This window comes from Rhodanobacter terrae (assembly GCF_042657005.1).
GTDB classification, from domain to species: Bacteria; Pseudomonadota; Gammaproteobacteria; order Xanthomonadales; family Rhodanobacteraceae; genus Rhodanobacter; species Rhodanobacter terrae.
Map to the genome: position 1 here is coordinate 237384 of NZ_JBHSNG010000002.1, position 18389 is coordinate 255772.

The 18389-nt window shown below is 64.8% G+C and carries 23 protein-coding genes; 12 read left to right on the forward strand and 11 right to left on the reverse strand.

What is annotated here, in order from left to right:
- The first annotated feature begins 75 nt into the window (after positions 1 to 75).
- Positions 76 to 438, forward strand: a complete 363-nt coding sequence (locus ACFPPB_RS03035; RefSeq protein ID WP_377324271.1) for a hypothetical protein — start codon at positions 76 to 78, stop codon at positions 436 to 438.
- Here ACFPPB_RS03035 and ACFPPB_RS03040 read toward each other — a convergent pair.
- Positions 404 to 1048, reverse strand: a complete 645-nt coding sequence (locus ACFPPB_RS03040) for a hypothetical protein (protein ID WP_377324273.1) — start codon at positions 1046 to 1048, stop codon at positions 404 to 406. The two genes, ACFPPB_RS03035 and ACFPPB_RS03040, sit on opposite strands and share 35 nt — an antisense overlap.
- Here ACFPPB_RS03040 and ACFPPB_RS03045 point away from each other — a divergent pair.
- The gene (locus ACFPPB_RS03045) at positions 1035 to 1505 is read left to right on the forward strand and encodes a winged helix-turn-helix transcriptional regulator (protein WP_377324275.1); all 471 of its coding nucleotides are present in this window, start codon (positions 1035 to 1037) and stop codon (positions 1503 to 1505) included. The genes ACFPPB_RS03040 and ACFPPB_RS03045 overlap by 14 nt on opposite strands.
- 68 nt (positions 1506 to 1573) lie before the next feature.
- Here ACFPPB_RS03045 and ACFPPB_RS03050 read toward each other — a convergent pair whose 3' ends face one another.
- Positions 1574 to 1804 carry a hypothetical protein gene (locus ACFPPB_RS03050; RefSeq protein ID WP_377324506.1) on the reverse strand — a complete coding sequence of 77 codons (231 nt, stop codon included), beginning with the start codon at positions 1802 to 1804 and terminating at the stop codon, positions 1574 to 1576.
- 25 nt (positions 1805 to 1829) lie between these two features.
- On the opposite strand from ACFPPB_RS03050, the gene ACFPPB_RS03055 reads away from it, so the two are divergent.
- Entirely contained in the window at positions 1830 to 2189 is a 360-nt protein-coding gene (locus ACFPPB_RS03055) for a helix-turn-helix transcriptional regulator (RefSeq protein WP_377324498.1), read from the forward strand.
- Positions 2190 to 2276: 87 nt separating this feature from the next.
- The gene (locus tag ACFPPB_RS03060; protein WP_377324277.1) at positions 2277 to 2828 is read left to right on the forward strand and encodes a hypothetical protein; all 552 of its coding nucleotides are present in this window, start codon (positions 2277 to 2279) and stop codon (positions 2826 to 2828) included.
- Positions 2829 to 2895: 67 nt separating this feature from the next.
- Here ACFPPB_RS03060 and ACFPPB_RS03065 read toward each other — a convergent pair whose 3' ends face one another.
- The 4 genes from ACFPPB_RS03065 to ACFPPB_RS03080 all read right to left on the reverse strand — a co-directional run bounded on the left by ACFPPB_RS03065 (position 2896) and on the right by ACFPPB_RS03080 (position 7230).
- Entirely contained in the window at positions 2896 to 3777 is an 882-nt protein-coding gene (locus ACFPPB_RS03065) for a hypothetical protein (RefSeq protein ID WP_377324279.1), read from the reverse strand.
- A gap of 160 nt (positions 3778 to 3937) precedes the next feature.
- Positions 3938 to 4831: a diguanylate cyclase domain-containing protein gene (locus tag ACFPPB_RS03070; protein ID WP_377324281.1), complete on the reverse strand. Its 894-nt coding sequence runs from the start codon at positions 4829 to 4831 to the stop codon at positions 3938 to 3940.
- 237 nt (positions 4832 to 5068) lie between these two features.
- Positions 5069 to 6013, reverse strand: coding sequence for a DUF2268 domain-containing putative Zn-dependent protease (locus ACFPPB_RS03075; protein ID WP_377324283.1), 945 nt, complete (start codon positions 6011 to 6013; stop codon positions 5069 to 5071).
- 230 nt (positions 6014 to 6243) lie between these two features.
- Positions 6244 to 7230 carry a hypothetical protein gene (locus ACFPPB_RS03080; protein ID WP_377324285.1) on the reverse strand — a complete coding sequence of 329 codons (987 nt, stop codon included), beginning with the start codon at positions 7228 to 7230 and terminating at the stop codon, positions 6244 to 6246.
- Between the two features lie 171 nt (positions 7231 to 7401).
- Here ACFPPB_RS03080 and ACFPPB_RS03085 point away from each other — a divergent pair, with 171 nt between their 5' ends.
- Together ACFPPB_RS03085 and ACFPPB_RS03090 are read left to right on the forward strand one after the other, a co-directional pair.
- The gene (locus ACFPPB_RS03085; protein ID WP_377324287.1) at positions 7402 to 7938 is read left to right on the forward strand and encodes an ECF-type sigma factor; all 537 of its coding nucleotides are present in this window, start codon (positions 7402 to 7404) and stop codon (positions 7936 to 7938) included.
- A gap of 67 nt (positions 7939 to 8005) precedes the next feature.
- On the forward strand, positions 8006 to 10807 hold the full coding sequence (locus ACFPPB_RS03090; RefSeq protein WP_377324289.1) for a serine/threonine-protein kinase: 2802 nt from the start codon (positions 8006 to 8008) through the stop codon (positions 10805 to 10807).
- A gap of 55 nt (positions 10808 to 10862) precedes the next feature.
- On the opposite strand, the gene ACFPPB_RS03095 is transcribed toward ACFPPB_RS03090, so the two are convergent.
- Positions 10863 to 11351, reverse strand: a complete 489-nt coding sequence (locus ACFPPB_RS03095) for a winged helix-turn-helix transcriptional regulator (protein ID WP_377324291.1) — start codon at positions 11349 to 11351, stop codon at positions 10863 to 10865.
- On the opposite strand from ACFPPB_RS03095, the gene ACFPPB_RS03100 reads away from it, so the two are divergent.
- A complete protein-coding gene (locus ACFPPB_RS03100; protein ID WP_377324293.1) occupies positions 11335 to 11646 on the forward strand; it encodes an antibiotic biosynthesis monooxygenase family protein in 312 nt (103 codons plus the stop codon). The two genes, ACFPPB_RS03095 and ACFPPB_RS03100, sit on opposite strands and share 17 nt — an antisense overlap.
- Before the next feature lie 90 nt (positions 11647 to 11736).
- Here ACFPPB_RS03100 and ACFPPB_RS03105 read toward each other — a convergent pair whose 3' ends face one another.
- The 4 genes from ACFPPB_RS03105 to ACFPPB_RS03120 all read right to left on the reverse strand — a co-directional run bounded on the left by ACFPPB_RS03105 (position 11737) and on the right by ACFPPB_RS03120 (position 13877).
- On the reverse strand, positions 11737 to 12261 hold the full coding sequence (locus ACFPPB_RS03105; RefSeq protein ID WP_377324295.1) for a gluconokinase: 525 nt from the start codon (positions 12259 to 12261) through the stop codon (positions 11737 to 11739).
- Positions 12262 to 12390: 129 nt separating this feature from the next.
- Entirely contained in the window at positions 12391 to 12738 is a 348-nt protein-coding gene (locus ACFPPB_RS03110) for an ArsR/SmtB family transcription factor (protein ID WP_377324297.1), read from the reverse strand.
- The gene (locus ACFPPB_RS03115; protein ID WP_377324299.1) at positions 12728 to 13186 is read right to left on the reverse strand and encodes an SRPBCC family protein; all 459 of its coding nucleotides are present in this window, start codon (positions 13184 to 13186) and stop codon (positions 12728 to 12730) included. The genes ACFPPB_RS03110 and ACFPPB_RS03115 overlap by 11 nt, the downstream gene beginning before the upstream one ends.
- Before the next feature lie 220 nt (positions 13187 to 13406).
- A complete protein-coding gene (locus tag ACFPPB_RS03120; RefSeq protein WP_377324301.1) occupies positions 13407 to 13877 on the reverse strand; it encodes a VOC family protein in 471 nt (156 codons plus the stop codon).
- Between the two features lie 133 nt (positions 13878 to 14010).
- Here ACFPPB_RS03120 and ACFPPB_RS03125 point away from each other — a divergent pair, with 133 nt between their 5' ends.
- The 5 genes from ACFPPB_RS03125 (at position 14011) to ACFPPB_RS03145 (ending at position 18385) form a co-directional block, all read left to right on the forward strand.
- A complete protein-coding gene (locus ACFPPB_RS03125) occupies positions 14011 to 14487 on the forward strand; it encodes a YybH family protein (RefSeq protein WP_377324303.1) in 477 nt (158 codons plus the stop codon).
- A gap of 342 nt (positions 14488 to 14829) precedes the next feature.
- Positions 14830 to 14979 (forward strand): hypothetical protein, encoded by a 150-nt coding sequence (locus ACFPPB_RS03130; RefSeq protein WP_377324305.1) that lies wholly within the window; start codon positions 14830 to 14832, stop codon positions 14977 to 14979.
- Between the two features lie 506 nt (positions 14980 to 15485).
- Positions 15486 to 16814, forward strand: coding sequence for an amidohydrolase family protein (locus ACFPPB_RS03135; RefSeq protein ID WP_377324307.1), 1329 nt, complete (start codon positions 15486 to 15488; stop codon positions 16812 to 16814).
- 137 nt (positions 16815 to 16951) lie between these two features.
- Entirely contained in the window at positions 16952 to 17719 is a 768-nt protein-coding gene (locus ACFPPB_RS03140) for a bestrophin-like domain (protein ID WP_377324309.1), read from the forward strand.
- 63 nt (positions 17720 to 17782) lie between these two features.
- Positions 17783 to 18385, forward strand: a complete 603-nt coding sequence (locus ACFPPB_RS03145) for a TetR family transcriptional regulator (RefSeq protein WP_377324311.1) — start codon at positions 17783 to 17785, stop codon at positions 18383 to 18385.
- Positions 18386 to 18389 lie beyond the last annotated feature (4 nt).

Here is an 18389-nt window from a genome sequence, read left to right on the forward strand (position 1 = left end):
AACGCCCGTGGAAGCTCTGCGTACGAACAGGCTGTCCGCGCCACCTGGCGGCACAGCGACCACACCGATCCGCCGTTGCCGGAAGCGCAAAGGGAGCTCGTTCGGTACGCCACGCTGGCGGCCCGCAGCCACAACACGCAGCCATGGCAGTTCCGGTTCGACGAGGGCGGCATCGTCGTGCTGGCCGATCTGCGGCGACGCTGCGACGCCGTCGATCCCGACGATCATCACCTCTTCGTCAGCCTGGGCTGCGCCAGCGAGAGCATCGTGCAGGCGGCGGCTGCGTTCGGTCTTCGGGCACGGCCGTCGTTCGATGTCGCCACCGGCGGCGTTCGCATCGACCTGATGCCGGACGCTCCCCGCCGAACGGCTCTGTTCGAGTTCGATCCGACATGGGCGCGTGCTACTTCAGCCGCCTGTCCGTCGCCACCCAGTTGACCTCCCAGGTCTTGCCGCCATCGTCGGAGAACGCCTGCTCGAAGCGGATGGTGTCGGCGTCGAGCGGCGTGATCACGAAACGGACGAATACCGCGCGTCCATCGAAGTCTTCCTGGTCGTAGAACTCGCCGCGGCCGTCGGTGAATCGGCCGATCGTCGGTTGTCCCAGCGTTCCGCCGCGGCTATTGGCGAAGTTGAGGCTCCATTGATGCGACCGGGGGTTGTAGAGGCGCAGGTTCAGGCCTTCGAAATGGCCGGTCGGGCCGTCGGCCGTCAGCTCGACCAGGTTGGCGCGCCCGTCCCAGATCTTGCGCACGGTGGTGACGCCCTTGTATTGCGCCCATTCGTTCGATCCCGACAAGGGGTGTACGAGCCGCTTCAGGCGTGTTTCCCATGTGCCGATCTCGAAATCGAAATCATGCTGGCCATCGCGCGGCGTCGTCGCCCCGCGATGGCCGCCTTGCACCGGCTGCGCGCGGACGTGCGCGACCGGCAGACAGGGCAACCCCATGACGGCCACCCAGAACAACAGTGCACGACAATGGCCCGGCATGGCATCCTCCAACGTCATCGTTGACCGAACGCTAGAGGCATCCATGTCCAGCGACAAGACGGCACGTCGAGGTGCGTATCTGTTTGCGAAGCCCCATCCGCTCGCCGAGTGTCCGCTGCACGCGGCCTTCGTCGCAGTCGGCGGCCGATGGAAACTCACGATCCTCTATTGGCTCGCCCACGAGACCCATCATTTCTCCGCGCTGCTACGCCGCGTCGCGCCGATCTCACACAAGGTGTTGACCGAGCAGCTGCGGGAACTGGAGGCCGACGGACTGGTCGAGCGCCTTTCGACGGGACCGGTGCCCGCGCCGGTGCAGTACCGCCTCAGCGACTACGGCAGCACGGTCCTGCCGCTGGTGGAGCACGCCCGGGTCTGGGGCCTGGCGCATCTGCAGCGCATCCGCGGCACGGAGATGACGCCGGCAGCGACTGCGCTGGGCTGTGCGGAGGCGCTCGCGACGGGTGGGGAAAAAGGCGGTGGAACCCGCAGGCGCGGAGTCGGAGATAGCTGAGCCACCAGTCCTTTCGCCGCTGCTTCAGGCCGGCGGTGGAGGTACTTCAAGAAGCGTCCGCCGCGGGATTATTCTGAGCCATGAGCCTGAGCAGCCGACTTTGGCACACGGACGAGCTGATACGTGCGCGCCACGTGCAATGCCGTCCGCACAATCATGTTTGCAGGTTCGCAGAAGCCGCGGCCGCCAACACCGTGGCATTCCCCTTGCGTGGCGTGTTCGTCAAACATCTCGACGATGGTCGAGAGGTGGTTGCGCATCCAGGGCAGGCCGTGTTCTTCAACGTCGGCGAAATCCATCGGGTCAGCCATCCGCACGGCGGCGATGATTGTTTTGTGCTGGAGCTGGCCGAGCCCGGGTATCGCTGGACGCTGGCGGAACTCGCCTGGGCGGGTGCATGGGTCGCCATTCCATCTCGCCCGCGTCTTCCATGGCGAACTGGGCTCATCCATTCATCAATATCTGCAGATGCGCCTCGCGCATGCGCCCGTTGCCGTGCTCGACAGCGACGGCGCGCTGACGGCGGTCGCGCTGGAGGCCGGATTCGCCACGCCCAGCCATTGCACCGCTGCGTTTCGCGCACGCTATGGCATCACGCCATCGGACCTTCGGCGCAACGTCCGCACCGCGACGGCACACGAACTGCGCAGGATTTCGACAGCGGACATGCTCGATCGGATCTAACCTGACGATCGTGGAATTCTTCCGCGGAGCACCCCCGTCATGCGTCGAATCGTCTGCGCGTGGTTGATCGGGCTTGGAGTGATCGTCATGTCGCCCCGTCCTGCTTTGGCCCACGAAACCCACTCGGGTTTCGTATCCGCCTTGCTCTCGGCAAAGGCGAATCCGGAACTGGGCGACGCTGCGTCGCTTTACGACTGGCTGATCGGAAGCTGGGACGTGCGCGTCGTGGATTACGCGGAAGACGGCAGCCTTGTCGAGTCACGCGGCGAGTGGCATTTCGCCTGGGTGCTGGATGGCCGCGCGATCCAGGACGTATGGATCGATCCGCCGCGCCCGCAACGCAAGCCCGACATGTCGCGCAAGAACAATCGTTACGGCACTGCCTTGCGCAGCTTCGACCCGAACGACAGGACATGGAAAGTCATCTGGATCAATCCGGTCACCGGCGCGCACGAAGAGTTTGTCGCGCAGCGTATCGGCAAGGGCATCGTGCAGGCCGGCCGGGATGCCCAGGGCAATCCGATGCGTTGGGTATTGACGGATATCCGCACGGACAGCTTCCGCTGGTACGGCGAACGCTCGCACGACCACGGCCACAGGTGGACGCTGGAAGCGGAGTTCTTCGCACGGCGGCTTTGAGGATGGCTCGCGCCTCGAAAACAGGGATGCGAGCATGCGTTTCCCTGAGGCGGCATTCGCGCGAACCTCAAAACCGATAGCCGACGCCAAGGCCGATGCCGCTCGACCTCAGGCGGATGACATTGCCGTCTTCGCGGCTGCGCTCGTTCTGGCCGAAGTATCGGTGGAAGGCGTACGCCACCGCCTGCCAGTGCGCGGTGAAGCGATACTCGAGGCCAAGAGTTTCTTCTTCGTCGGTCTGCGCAAGACGCACCTCGCCGCCTTCGGTACGCAGGCTGTCGACCCACGGCAGGCGGCCCACCTCGATATCGGCGGTCAACTTCAGGGCGTCGGTGAGGGGATAGCGCAAATGCAGGCCCAGCATCGGAACGGGCAGCTCCTGGACGTAGAAGTCTTCCTTCAGTTCGCTGCCGACACTGTCGGCGGCGATGGTGCCGCCCAGCTTGAAGTTGAGCATGACGTAGGTGGCGCCCACGCTGCCCCACAGGCGGCCGCCGTTGCCGAAGTCGACCAGCCGATGCCAGTACGAGGCGTCGAAGGCGAGAAAGTCCTGGAAGTGGGTGATGGTGGCGAGCCGCCCCGGCGCTAGGATGGCGCCGTTGAAGTACACCGGTACGGCGGTCGACGCGTGGCCGTCCAGCTGGCTGGTGGAAAAGCCGATGTGCAACTCGCTCACGTCGGAAAGCGGCTTCCACGCTTGCAGCCTGAATGTCTGCATGCGGTTCACGTTGAGGTTGTCGGAGAAGTGCAGCCGGGTGCCCTGGATGGCGTTTTCGCGCACCTGGACCCAGCCGCCGGGAACGCCTGTCTCGCCCGTGGCCATCAGCTGCCAGGAGTTGTCGGAGGCTCGTGCTGAAGCGGTGGCCAGCACCGTTGTCGCAAGCAGCAGGATGACTTTGCGCCAAACGCGCGAGATGCGGTGCGCTGAGCTGGGAGCCGCTGCGGTCATGGCATGGCAGCACGACGATCCCGCTGCGCGATCGGCCTGTGGTCGACGCTCGCCGCCATGCTGCGGGTCGCAGCTTACTCACATGACGGAGATTGGCAATGAGCAATGTGTGAAGGATAGGCCGAACCGGAATCCGCGACAGCCCCGCCATAACGGGGGATCAGGCGTCCGAGGCGATGTCTCGCTTCAGGTCGGCGTCACCGCGTCGCGGCCGCTGGCGCTTGTCCACGTACATCGCGCGGTCGGCGTATGCCAGCAAGGTGCCTGGGTTGCTTCCGTCGGTGGGAAAACAGGCGATTCCGACGCTGGCATCCAGCTGGAACAAGCCGTCAGGCAGGATGTAGGGCAGGCTCAGGCGGGCGCGCAGGCCATCGGCGACTGTGCGGGCTGCCTCGATATCGCGGCAGCCGGACAGCAGCGCGACAAACTCGTCGCCACCGACGCGGGCCACCAGGTCGCCCTGCCGAAGGCCTTGCTGCAGGCGCTGTGCGACCTCGCACAGCAGGCGGTCGCCGGCGTCATGCCCGCCGCGGTCGTTGACCTCCTTGAAATCGTCGAGGTCCAAGTAAAGCACCGCCAGGCCGTCGCCGGTCTGCGCCGCGTGCGCGATGGCGTATTGCAGCTCGCACTGCAACTGGTGGCGGTTGGACAATCCGGTCAGCGGATCGTGGCTGGCGCGGTGCTCGAGCTCGCGCTCGGTGCGGCGCAGTTCGGTCACCTCGTGGGCCACCCCAATGCGCACACCGTAGTCGGGCAGCCAGCGCGCCGACCACTGGATGTCCACGCTGTGACCGTCCTTGTGGACGTAGCGATTGCGGAAGTGGCGCTGCGGCGTGCCGTCCATCACCTGTTGCGCCTGCTGCATGGTCGCGGCGCGGTCGTCGGGATGGATCAGGTCGAATATCCGCTGCCCAAGCACTTCGCCGGGTGCGTAGCCGAAGATCTCCTCGAAGCACCCATTGACGTACAGGAAGTGGCCCTCGGCATCGACGACGCAGACCGCGTCGGGGACCAGGTCGAGCACTTCGGCAAGGGGAGGCAGCTTCGGGATCATGACATTGCCGGGTTGGTGACGCCCGGGGATGGTGCTGTGCGGGTGTAGTGCCAGCATGGTAGCGCTTGGGGGAGTGAAAGGAGACGAGGGTCACGCGTCGCCGGTCTTGGCGAAGAGCCAACCGGGTCAGAACCGCGCATGGAGGGTTCCTCGTGGCGCAAGAAAATGGGGCTACGCAAGAATAAACCCTGATGTCAGGCCGGGGCGGGGCTGACGCCGGCCGGGCAACTGGCCGCTCTACTGCAACCGAATACCCGGATGCCATCGGCTTCTGGCCAGAAATGCCCTGGCATCGGTCATTTCCAGAATGTCGCGAATGGCTTGCCGTTTGTCGGCGGCATGCTGGTAATAGGACTTGGCGATGCGATAGCCGACCCAGTAGCCGAGATCCCCCGGCTTCGTCAGCGTGCCGTTGTAGAGCCACGCGGAAAGATCGGTCTTGTCTTCATCGGTGACGAAAGCATCTTCGATGGTCTTTTCGTGCCCTTTCGTCATTGCTTTCAGATCGGTGTACGCGACGCTGCCGGAAGCCAGTTCGGCCGTGAATTCGGCGGCGCCTTCGATCAAGGACTCTTCGAGCACCGTGGGTTTCGGATTGTCGTAGAAGGCCGGCGCCCGCAGCGCCTGCTGGACGTGGGCGTATTCGTGCACGAGCACATGCACGAACCGGTCTTCGACATTGGCATCGAGGTAGTTGACTGCACAAAGGGCTTCAAGACCGATGATGACGCCGGACGCATCGGTCACGCCCACCGGCTTGCCGCGACCGACGGCGATGGTCGCCGGCGCGAATGTCGTGGGCGGGTAAAGCTGCCCCAGCCGGCGCAGCGCGACGCCCAGCCGTTCGCGCACGCGGGGCAGAACGGCCATGCAGCGCTTGGCATCCGCATAGTTTTCCGGGTGCGCCTCCATGTTCTTGGCGATCGACGCACCGGTGACATTTCGTAACGTCGCCAGATGGTGCAGTCCCGCCGAACCGGGGTCGAGATAGTCGCGCTGAAGCTGGCTGTCCGAGGGCCGCCCCTGGGCAGCGTCGTAGATCTTGTAGAAGCGGTAAACATCCTCGACGTGGATGGCCGGCCCCGCCTCGGGAGCCGCCGAGGACGATGCAGCCCATGACGGCGAAGCAGCCATGCCTGCCAGAGCGCCGACGGCCAGTGCGATACTCGTCCACTTCATCATCCACTCTCTCGGGCAAAACGGGGGCTCAGGATACCCGAACCCGGCAAACCCGCCATCGGGTTGAGGAAACCGGCATAAGAAGCCCCACCCGACGAGGCTGGATCGATGGCATAGACGTCGGAGCAGGCCGGAAAACCCCAGGTACGGAGGCAGTCGATCGACTCGACTGCCTCCGTCTCTCTGACGCTTTCAACAGGGTTTGACGAAAGCCTGGCGTCCCCGTGGAGCCGTTACTTCGATCGGTTCCACAGCGCCGCGCCTGCGGGGGTTGCGGTGAATCCGTGCTGCTTGCCGGTGGCGTCGAAGTATTCGCCGGCGACCGCGCCGAGATTGTTGATCGCGGTCACGACCGTCCCCACCGCACCAGGCATGTCGACATTCACGAATTGGCCCTGCGTCTTCACGAAGCCGTGGAAGGCTTTGGACTGGTCTTCGTAATAGCCGGCGATTTGGCCGAGGTCATTGATCGCGAAAGCGGCCGTGTGGTTCGCATTCGGTACGTCGATCATCGTGAGCTGTCCGTCTGCGCTGCGATGGAAACCATGCTGCAGAGGCGGTTTGATATCCCAATAGCCCACAACCTCGCCGTTGTCGTTGATGCCGAGTGGGTAGGTATCGCGCGCGCCAGGCACGTCGATCGGCGTATCGAGCCCGTAGCCCCGGCGCAATACCCCGTGGTAGACCCCGTCGGCATCCCAGTACACGCCGGCTATCGCGCCGAACAGGTTGATGCCGTCCGCGTTCGAGTTGAGGTGGCCTGGAAAGTCGACCGTTTCGATGCGGCTCCCGCGGGTTACGAAGCCGTGCTGCAGCTCCGAGGCATCGGCATAGCCACCGTACATCCTGCCGACATCGTTGGGGCCGCCGGCGGCGCTGAAGTAGGTGCCCATTAGGCTGCCCGGAGCGAGCGGCTCGAACCGGCCGTGGCGATAAACCATGGCGTGCGACGTGCCGCCATTGATGCTGTACTGACCGGCCATTTCGCCGAAATCGTTGATTCCCCAGAAGATCGTCAGCGAGGAACCGGGATAGTCGACCGTCTGATAGGTGTAGGTTTGCGGGACGTCAGCGGAGTCGGATTGTGCCGCGGCGGCCGCCGATGGCGTAGCGCCGGTTCCCGCATCGGCGACGGCGGTACCGAGGGAACCCGCCAAGACGAGGGCGAAAAGGGTGGCGGCTCTTGTGAGCGGGCCATACGAAGGGCGATGATTTGACATGACTTCAATCCTCATTTGGATGAGACGGGCGATGGCATTCCGAAGGCTTGCAGCCATCCCTAGCGGTGCCATCTCTCCTTACAGCGCAAAAAGGCCGCCTGTACCGACACGGTCGGGACCGCTGCCTGCACAACGTCGTTGCCGATCGTGGTTGCCGGGACCTCGGCGCGCATGACTGCAGAGCCCCAAATCACGGAAACGCTTGCGCGCAGCGACCCCGCGGCGATCGACGCGCTGATTCCGAAGATCTACGCAACGCTGCGCCATCTGGCGCGCCGCCAGCGGGCGCATGAGGCGGCGCATACGATCGAGACGACGGCGCTGGTCCACGAGGCCTATCTGAAGCTGGTCAATCAGAGCGACGTCAGGTTTGCCGATCGCGCGCACTTGTATGCGTACATGAGCCAGGTGATGCGCCACATCCTGATCGACCACGCGCGGCGGAAGAAGGCACAGAAACGTCAGGCGCCCGAGATGATGGCGGGCGAGGCGGGATCGGAAATCATCGACGTGCTGGCGATCGACGAGGCGCTGAGCCGGCTCGCGGCCCTGGACCAGCGCCTTGCCCGGGTGGCCGAGTTGCGGCTGTTTGCCGACCTTTCGAGCCCGGATATCGCCGAGATCATCGGCGTCAATGCGCGCACGGTCGAGCGCGACTGGCTGAAAGCGCGCACGTTCCTGTCCACTTGCCTGATGCCGGATGCATGAGGCGATGTCGGTAGTTGCGGCGTGATTGCGCTATAGGGACATGTCAGAACGGAAATTCCAGCTGCCGATGATTTTCGACTTTACCCAACGATGGCACGAGATCGAACCGCTGATCGATCGGCTGTTCGACGTGCCCGCCGCCCGGCGGCCCGATTGGCTGTTCAAACACTGCGAAGACGCGACATTGCGCGCGCTCGTTGCGCAGGCGCTCGACAATGCACCCGGCATCGAGGCGCTCGAGCGCGGCCTGGTGCAATGGTTGCCGGCGCTCGCCGACAGCCCCCCCGACGCGCTGCCGGCCATCTCGGGCTATCGCGTACTTCGTTTTGTCGGCGCCGGCGGCATGGCCAGCGTGTTCGAGGCCGAGCGCGAACTGCCCGGCGGTCCGCAGACGGTCGCCCTCAAGCTGCTGCGCTTCGATGTCCATGCCGCCGATGAACGCCGGCGCTTTCTGCGCGAGCAGCGCATCCTCGCGCGACTGCAGCATCCGCACATCGCGCAGCTGCTGGATGCGGGGTTCTCGCCGACGGGTACGCCGTTTCTGGCTCTCGAATTCGTCGCCGGCGACAACCTCGTCACGCATTGCGAACAGCGCGGCCTGGCCGTGCGCGAGCGCCTCGCGTTGTTCATCGACGTGTCTGCGGCGGTCGAGCACGCGCATCGCAGCCTGATCGTGCATCGCGACCTGAAGCCTAGCAACGTGCTCGTCGGTGCGGATGGATGCGTCAAGCTCGTCGATTTCGGCATCGCCAAGCTGCTGACCGGCGAGGACGAGCAGACGCGCACCGAGGTGCAGCGGCTGACTCGCTCGTACGCGGCTCCCGAACAGTTCGCCGGCGGCATCGCAACGACCGCGATCGACGTGTATGCACTCGGCGTGCTGCTGGCCGAGGTGCTCTGTGGTCTGCAGCCACGCCGTACCGACAAGCACGCCGATGCGAACGCGTCGGGGTTCGACGACGAGGCGCTGCGGCGAAAACTTGGCGTCGACCTCCATGCGATCGTGCAGATGGCGACACGGCTGGATCCGAACCGCCGCTATGCGAGCGCTGCGGCGTTGCGCGACGACGTCGAACGCTACCTCGACGGCCGGCCGTTGCAGGCCCGGGCGGATACGTTCGCGTATCGCGCTTTCACGCTCGCAAAACGGCATGCGTTGGCTGTCTCGGCCAGTATCGCGGTCGCAACAGTGCTCGCCGGCGCGACAGCGGTCGGCCTGCACGAGGCGCGCCTTGCGCGCCGCGCCGCGCAGGAGGCGCACACGCACGCGCTCGCCGCTGAAGGCGAGGCACAGCGCGCGGACGCGCTCAAATCGTTTCTCGAAGGCCTGTTCGACAGCGGGCCGGACGGAACGGATGCGAACGAAACCGCCGAGGAGCTGCTTGCGCATGGTCGCGAGCGGGCCGATCGCGATTTCGCGATGCAGCCTGCACTGCGCGTCGAGATTCTCGCGCTGCTCGGTGATCTCGAGCGACGCAGCGGCCATCCGGACCGTGCGTGGCAGCCGCTCGAAGAAGCCGCGACGCTGGCGAAGACGCAGTTCGGCGTCACGGACAGGCGAACGCTCCACGTCGAATACCTGCTGGCGAAGGAGGCCGACGAACTGGGCCGGTTTCGCGAGGCGGCGTTGCGGCTTCAGAACGCCACCGACGCGTTCGAGGCGGGCCCGAACCGCGAATCGCCGGAAGAAGTGCAGGCCCTCGCGTGGCTCGCCGGCCTCGACGAACGTATCGGCGAATCGGCGAAGGCCATCGACATCGGCAACAAGGCGCTCGCGCTCGCGCGCCGCGTGCTTCCGGGCGACAGCGATGCGCTGACCGAGGCGGTGATGAACCTCGGCTGGATACTGATGGATGCCGGCCACCCCGGCGAAGCGGAGCCGCTGTTGCGCGAGGCACTGGCGCGCAAGCGCAGCCGGCTCGGCAGCCGACACGCCGAGGTGGCCGACGCGATGACGATCCTGACCTCGGCCTTGATCCGACTCGGTCGCTACGGCGAGGGCGAGCAGCTCATGCGCGACGTAGTGGACATCGACGCCGGCGCCTACCCGCGCCCCAATCCTCGGGTGTCCTGGCATCTCAACGATCTCGCCGTCGTGCTGGCACACGAAGACAGGCTAGACGAAGCAAGTGCGTTCTACGCGAAGTCGATTGCGGTCGATCGGGCGCTTGCGCCGGCGCCTGCGGCCGCGCTCAACGAGGCGGTGAGCCTGGGCAATCTGGCGCGGGTCCGGTTCAGGCAAGGTGCTTACGCCGACTCCGCGGCGGGCTTGCGCGACGCGATCGACCGCAAACAGCGGCTGCTCGGCGCCGACTATGGCGACAACGGCCGCAGCTACGACCGCGCGAGTCTGGCTGAAGTACTCATCGCGCTTGGTCGTTTCGGCGAAGCCCGAACGATTGCCGATGACGCACTGGCTGAGGCGCGAAAGCACTATCCGGAGGCCCATCCGGATGTCGCTTTCGCGCTTGCCGTCGAGGCCGAACTCATGGCTGCGAGCGGCGCCCGCGAGCGCGCCGCCTCTTTTGCCGGCAAGGCTGTCGGGGTGTACGCCGCGCTGGCGGATCAAGGCTCTGAAAAGGCGATCAGGGCACGTCTGTTGTTCGGCGAGATCCTGCAGGCTCTCGGTCGCAGCGGCGAAGCGAGGCCGCAACTCGAAGGCGCCCTCGTGGCGGCCAGGGCGACCACGCCGAATACGGCCGCGCTCGTTGCTCACGCCGAGGCCGACGTTGCGCGCGTCGACGCCTCGCTCGGCGACGGCGCTGCCGCGGACAGGCTTCGCGCAGAGGCCAAGGCATCGCTTGCCAAAATCGAGGCAGGGCCGAACACCGAGCGCGATGCAACGATGCGCCTGCTCGCAAATCTCTAGGAGTCTGGGCGGCATGGCGCCAAACGGCTGCGTGCTTACTGCTCGCACCGATCCGTCATTCCCTGTCAGGGTAGTCGGCGCCGATCGCTCGGTGGTGGGTTTTACCCCAGGCAGCGAGCGCATCGAGTGCGGGGCGCAAGGTATACCCGAATTCCGTCAGCCGGTATCCGCTGGTGGCCGATGGCTGGTCGCGGATGATGCGCTCAATCACGCCATCGGCCTCCAGCTGACGCAGTTGCTGGGTGAACACCTTGTGCGACACGTCGGGCATCGCCGTTTGCAGATCGCCGAAGCGACGCGGTCGAGTGGCCAGCTGCCACAGGATCAACGGTTTCCACTTGCCGTTGATCATGCTCAGCGCGACATCCACCGGGCACGCGAACGACGTGTGGCGACGAGCGATGGTCTCTGCATCCATGGTCGGCTCCGGGTTACCTGGAGGTGCGTAGCTTGCGCCGGCGAAGTGCACTACAACGGCGGCAAGTATGCATCTTGCCCAGTTATGTATCTTGCTCAGGAGACAGCCCATGATCGTGGAATACATCCGATACGACATCCCCGCGCAGGACGCCGATGCGTTCGAGGCCGGTTACGCCAAGGCGGGGCTAAACCTCGATGCGTCGCCCCACTGCATGGGCTACGAATTGTCGCGCTGTCTGGACGAGGCATCCTGCTACATCCTGCGCATCGAGTGGGATTCGGTGGAAGGACACATGCAGGGTTTTCGGCGGAGCGGGGAATTTCAGCAGTTTTTCTCCGCCATCAAGCCCTGGGTGAGCCGCATCCTGGAGATGCGGCATTACGAACGGATCGCCACCGGCAAGACGAAGGCGCCATAATGACCTGGAGCGTGCCGTCGAACCAGGCTGCGGCAGCCCAGACGCATCCCGTACCGGCTGCCGTTGGATACGCGGCATTTTCGCACCGGGTTAGCCGGTGGATCGGGCATCGCCACGCTGCAACCAGTGGCGCACCTCCGCCATCATCTCGTCCATGGTGCGGTTTCCCGGCAACGTCAGTGACGCTTCATCCGGGAAAGGTTCTTCCAGCGCCTGCAGCTGGCTGTCGAGCAGCGCCGCCGGCATGAAATGGCTGCGCTGCCGCATGCGCTGTTCCAGCTCGCTGGGTTCCACGCGGAGATAGACGAAGCACACTGCCATGCCGGACTGCCGCAACCGGTCGCGATAAGCGCGCTTGAGGGCGGAGCAGGTCACCACACCGTGGCGCCCCCGGCTTTCTTCGCTGCCGATCCAGGCGGCGATGTGATCCAGCCATGGGCGGCGATCATCGTCGTCGAGCGCGATGCCCGCATGCATTTTTTCGATGTTCGGGGGCGGGTGCATGTCGTCGCCTTCGAGGAAATCCCAGCCGAGTGCGTCAGCCAGCGCCCGCCCGAACGTGGATTTGCCGCTGCCCGACACGCCCATCACCACGATCACTGCTGGCTTCATCATGAGTCGCTTCGCCCGTTCGCGCGCGGAATGTGCATGCGGGATGTCGACCTTACTGCATGGCGGGTTGTCATCTGCCACCGGCAAGGTACAGGTGTGGGGGCTCGCACGTTGGAACCCGGCTGGCGCATGTCACTCCTCCACGAAAGACTTGAGTCGTGCCAGCGCGGTATCCCATTGACGGGATACCAGCTCGATGTAGCTGCGAAGGCCCTCGATCGGTTTCGGATCGAGGACGTACAGGTTTTCGCGGCCGGCGCGCTCGCTGCGGACGACACGGGCGTCCTCGAGCACACGCAGGTGCTTGCTGATCGCCTGGCGGGTCAGCGGCTGGCCGTCGCTGAGCTGGGCTATCGAGCGACGCGATCCATCGCAAAGCCTGACCACCAGCGCCAGCCGGGTCGGGTCGCCGAGGGCGGCGAATACCATGGCTGCGTTCGGCGACTGGCGGGCCAGGCGGGTCTGCGCGCTAGCTGCCATGGCTTTCCTCGACATGGCGGCGGATGTTTTCCATCTGCTGGGCCCAGCCGTTGTCGTTCATGCGGAACGCTTCGGCGCGTCGGCCGGCCGGGATGCTGTCGAAGCCCGATTCGGTCAAGGTCAGCAAGGTGCCGTCGCCGCCGGGCTGCAGGCGGAATTCGACCAGGGTCGGCGGTTCGGCGGAGTAGTCCGCGCCCGGTTCGACGGCGTAGGGGTGCCAGGTAAAGGAAAACAGCCGCTTCGGTTCGATCCGTTGCACCACGGCCCGCCAGGTGACGTGCTCATAGCCCGGATACGTGATCTGGCCGACGGCTTCCCCGCCGCGCACGAATGGCCCGGCAAGCTTGACGCAGAACCACGCGCCGAATTCGCGGTAGTCGGTCAGTGCGCGCCATACACGCGAGACCGGCGCATTCAGTTGAATGCGTTTTTCGATGCGATCGCTCATACGCTACCTCCTGGTTGCCTATGAGCATGTGCCATGACCGGTCGAAATGCAACTACAAGGTTGCGTTTTGCCGTTCATGGCAGACCCGCCGGCCACCTCGCGGCGGCCGTGGCGGTGCATCAGACCCGGATGCACTCAAGGCCCGGAGCGGTGACGCCACCGCCCGGGGCCTTGACGCTCAAGTCCGGTCCACGCCGCGCGCGGACGAAGGCGAGACGACTCAGTGTATCTTCTGCGACTTGGCCCACTCGGTTCCGCGCCGTTTCATTTCCTCTTCGCTGACGTCCTCGACGTGCGTGCCCAGCATCCATTTGTGGCCGAACGGGTCGACGACGGTGCCTACGCGATCGCCCCAGAACTGGTTTTCGGCCGGCTGCACGAGTTTGGCACCCGCTTTCACGGCGCGATCGATGGCGGCGTCTACGTCGGGAACGTAGATCATGAAGCTGCCGGTCGCGCCGCCGCGGGTCTTCGGGCCGAGCGCATCCCATTGCGGCATTTCGTCCGACAACATCAGGCGCGAATCGCCGATCTGGATTTCGGCATGGCCGATCTTGTCGCCGATGGGCAGGCGGTAGGTTTCCTTGGCGCCTAGCGCATCGTGATAGAACTTCAACGCCTTGGCGGCGTTGTCGACGACGACGGACGGCGTGATGCTGTGATAACCGGCGGGAATGGCTTTGACTGACATGATCCGGTGCTCCGTTGGTGGTGAAATCGAAAGCTTGCGCCCGTCGACGTTATCCGGCGATGCATCCAGTGTTTGCAGATTGCTAATACAGTGTCGTGGTCGACGAAATGGTCGCCTCACGACGGAGCACGCAATGGCTGGACGACGGTTTTCTCTTCTGCTCGGATTTCTGCTTGCGGTGACCGGCCCCGGCCGCGCCGCTTCGACCATGCCGGCAACAGCCGATGACGCGGCCGCCATCCGCCAGGTGATGGATCAGCAGCAGTCGGCATGGAATCGGGGCGATGTCGCGCAATACATGCGCGGATACAAGGACGCGCCCGACACCACCTTCGTCGGCACCAGCGTGCGCAAGGGCTACCGCGCGATTCTCGACAGCTACCGCAAGCATTACGCCAGCCGGGAGCAGATGGGCCGGCTCACGTTCTCCGCCCTCGACGTTCGCCTGTTGCCGGGCACCGACGGCGAGGTGCGCTACGCCGCGGTGACCGGGCGCTTCCATCTGGACCGCACCGCGCATGGCGAGACCAGCAAGGACGACGGCGTGTTCTCGCTGCTGTGGGAGAAGACTCCCGACGGCTGGAAGATCATCCTGGATCACTCCAGCTGACGTTGCGGTCGATTCCCGGACGCGCCGACGCGGTCGTCGGGCGTTGAATCCGGGAGACGGGAGAATCGACCCCCGAGAAAAAAAACCGGCGCGGTAGGGCTCCGGGCGGTCCGGTCGTGCGTCATGGCCGGCAAGTTTGTTCGCAGCTGAAATATGGCGCAGGCACGCGGCGGCCCCCAGTTCTGTCCGGACACGCTTGCGATTGTCCGCGGACAACTGGCCTTCTTCGAGTGGAAAGCAGGAAATCCCCTGGCAATGCGGTTTTGCGGGCTTCGGAGTCGTTGGCACGGCGCTTGCCATACGACTCTTGAAAGCTTCATTTCCCACTCGAGGAGAACTGCCATGAAATTCGAATCCCTGATGCTGCAAAGCCTGTTCGGTGCCTGCCTGCTGATCTGCGTGCTGGTAGTTGGAGCCATGCTGACCTCGCCCGCAGCCAGCGTCGCTGCCAGCCACGCGCCCGCGGCGACAGCGACGGTCTCGGCCAGCTGATCCGGCCAGATCTCCGGGCAGTCGCTTCGGAGGTGCGCCCTGAATTACGCTGAGGTGCCACCGTTCCGGTGCGTGCCAGGGAGATGAACATGTCGAAGGATGGAAACCGTGCCCGCTGGCTGTTTGCACTGTTGTTCGGCTGGACTTCGCTGGCCGCTGCGCAGCAGGCACGGTGGCACCGGTCGAGGCGTGCGTGCCGTTTGCTACGGCCGCGTTTGTGGGCAGCGGTGGACTGAGGCATCTCATCTACGAGCTGCGTGTCACCAGCATCTACGGCGATATCGGTCCGTTGAGGCATCATGGCGAAGACAAGGCAGGGGCCAGAGCTTGCGGGTTCCCGAAAATCATCAAGTTCAATCGATATGCTGCGCGCTGATCGAATGAACAGCGCACCTGACGGCGATCGCCGTTTTCGAGTGCGATGCCTCGTGCCTTTTGCGAGCCTGCAATCCGATGCCTGGCGTCGGCCGTTTTTACTTGTGCCATTTGCCGGGGAAAGAGACTAAATGCCTACGCGTATCTTCATGCAGTGCATCGCGCTGCTGCTGTTGTCGATGCTGGCCGCGCCGCTGCCTGCCGCCGGGCCGCCTCTGCTGCTGATCCACGCCACGATCATCGACGGCACCGGCGCTCCGGCGCAGGCAAACATGACCCTCGATATCCGCGGCGAACGCATTGCCGGGATCTACCCCGATAGAAGCTCTCCGGTGCCGAAAGGCGCGCGGGTGGAGAACTTGCGCGGACGCTATGTCATTCCGGGCCTGATCGACGCGCACGTGCATCTGACCGGTGCCGAGCCGGATTTCGCACATTACCTACCCCATCTGCATGCCATGTTGCGCGGCGGCGTCACCGCCATTCGAGACATGGCCGGCGACGACCGTCTGATTGCCTATCTCGCGGGGCAGGCGAATTCGGATGCCCTGGCATCGCCGGATATTTTCTACGTGGCGCTGATGGCCGGCCCGACGTTCTTCACCGAAGACGTACGTGCCCAGGAAGCTTCCGCCGGCGAACCGCTGGGGAAGGCGCCATGGATGCAGGCGATCACGCCGACGACCGATATCCCGCTCGCCGTCGCCGAAGCGAAGGGCTCTGGTGCGACCGCGCTCAAGCTGTATGCCAACCTGTCCGCGAGCCTGGTCGCGAAGATCACCGCGGAAGCGCATCGCCAGGGTCTGCGCGTATGGACGCATGCGACGATTTTCCCGGCCACGCCGGGCGATGCGGTAGCCGCTGGCGTGGACACCATTTCGCACAGCCCGTATCTGGTGTGGGAAGCGGCACCTAAGGTGCCGGATGATTACCGCGGGCGCGCCCTGGGCGATTTCGCGCATATCCGGCCGGACGCGCCGCGGATCCTGGCGCTGTTCGAGGCGATGAAACAGCACGGCACGATACTCGACGCCACGCTGCTCCCGTTTGCCGATGAAGCGCGACACCATTCCAAAAACGTGGGCGCCGGCATTGTGCCGTGGAGCTATGCCGTCACCAAGCTGGCACACCGGCAGGGCGTGCTGATCGACGTAGGCACGGACAGTTCGGGGCTGCCCGCCGATGCGCATGGGCCGGAGTTGCACGCGCTGCCATCGGTGCACGCGGAAATGGCGTTGCTGGTCGAACATTGTGGCTTCACGCCGATCGAGGCGATCCAGGCCGCCACGCAAGTCAGTGCAGCGGCGATGGGGCAGGCGGCGCAACGCGGCACGCTCGCGCCCGGCAAGCGCGCCGACCTCGTCGTGCTGACCGCCGATCCGACGCGGGATATCCGCAACACCGGCAAAATCATGTTCGTGCTCAAGAACGGGCGGACCTACCGGCCCGACGGTGGCTAGGTTCTCCGGCTCTTCGCCGAGATACCGAGTTCCGGTCATCGGCTCGGCGCGCCGTTGCCCGCCATCTTCGCCTGCCGCTCAAAAATGTGATTTGATCCCGCAACCCGTTCCACGTCGCCATCATGGCGCAGGCCACCATGTCCCAACCCCTGATCGATCCCTGGCTGTACTCCATCGCCTTGCTGCTGGGCCTGCTGATCTGCGTGCAGGCCGGTTTTGTGCTGGGCAGGCGCTACGGCGTCAAGGGCGAGGCCAACACGTTGAGCGGAGCGGTGTTCGGCTTGCTGGGGCTGCTGCTGGCGTTTTCGTTTTCCGGCGCCGCAAGCCGGTTCGAGCATCGGCGGGAGTTGATTACGCAGGAGGCCAATGCCATCGGCACAGCCTACCTGCGCATCGATCTGTTGCCGGCAGCGGCGCAGGCACCGCTGCGCGAGGCGATGCGCAAATACATGCAGCAGCGGCTGGATACCTACCAGGCCATGCCCGGCTCCGCGTCCTCGGCCAGGGCGTGGGCCGACAGCGCAGCCACGCAGCAGCAGATATGGACGCAGGCCACCACGGCGGCGCAGGCCTCGGGCAGCAATGCCGCGTTGAGCCTGGTGGCGTCTGCGCTCAACGAGATGTTCGACATCACCACCACGCGACTGGCGGCCACGCGCAACCATCCGCCGGCCGTGATCGACCTGATGCTTTTTCTGCTCGCACTGATGTCGGCTCTGCTGGCCGGTTATGGCATGGCGGAGGGTGGGCGGGTGCCCTGGCTGCAGGTGATGGTGTTTGCGGTGGCACTGACGGTGACGGTGTTCGTCATCCGTGATCTCGAATACCCGCGCCTCGGACTGGTTCGGGTGGATGCGGCCGATCAGCTGCTTGTCGAGATGTTGCATGGCATCACACCAAGGTAGGAGATTCGCGATCCGCTCCGGACCGATTGACATGTAACGAACGTTACATGTAGCGTTCGTTACATGCAGACACGAAAAGAAATCCTGACCGACGAGCTCGTCGGCTACCTGTTGGAGCATGGCCTGTCCGATCTCTCGTTGAGGCCGCTCGCCGATGCGCTGGGTACCAGTGCGCGCCTGCTCATCTATCACTTCGAATCAAAGGAAGGCTTGCTGACCGAAGTGCTGGACAGTATGCAGACGCGTCTGCGGATGTCTCTCGGCGGCATGATCGAGCGGCGAGCAGCGCAGTCGGAGCGGCCGTTGAAACTGTTCTGGGACTGGGCCATCGCGGACGAAAACTATCCCTACCTGAAGCTGCTCTACGAGCTGCAGATCCTCGCCGTGCAGAATCCCGCCGCCTACGGGCAATATCTGCAGCGCAATGCATCGAGCTGGTCTGAGCTGATCGCGACGGCGTTGCCCGAGACGGAGCGGACCCCGGCCATGGTCACCTTGCTGGGCGCCGTGTTCGATGGGCTGTTTCTGGAACTGATGAGCACCGGCGACAGAAAACGGACCACGCAGGCGGTCCAGCAGTTCATCCGGCTGGTCGACGAGGCACGCGATGCGCGCCTGGTCGTCCGGAAGAAAACCGCGAAAGCATCGAACACGAAGCGAGGTTGAGTTC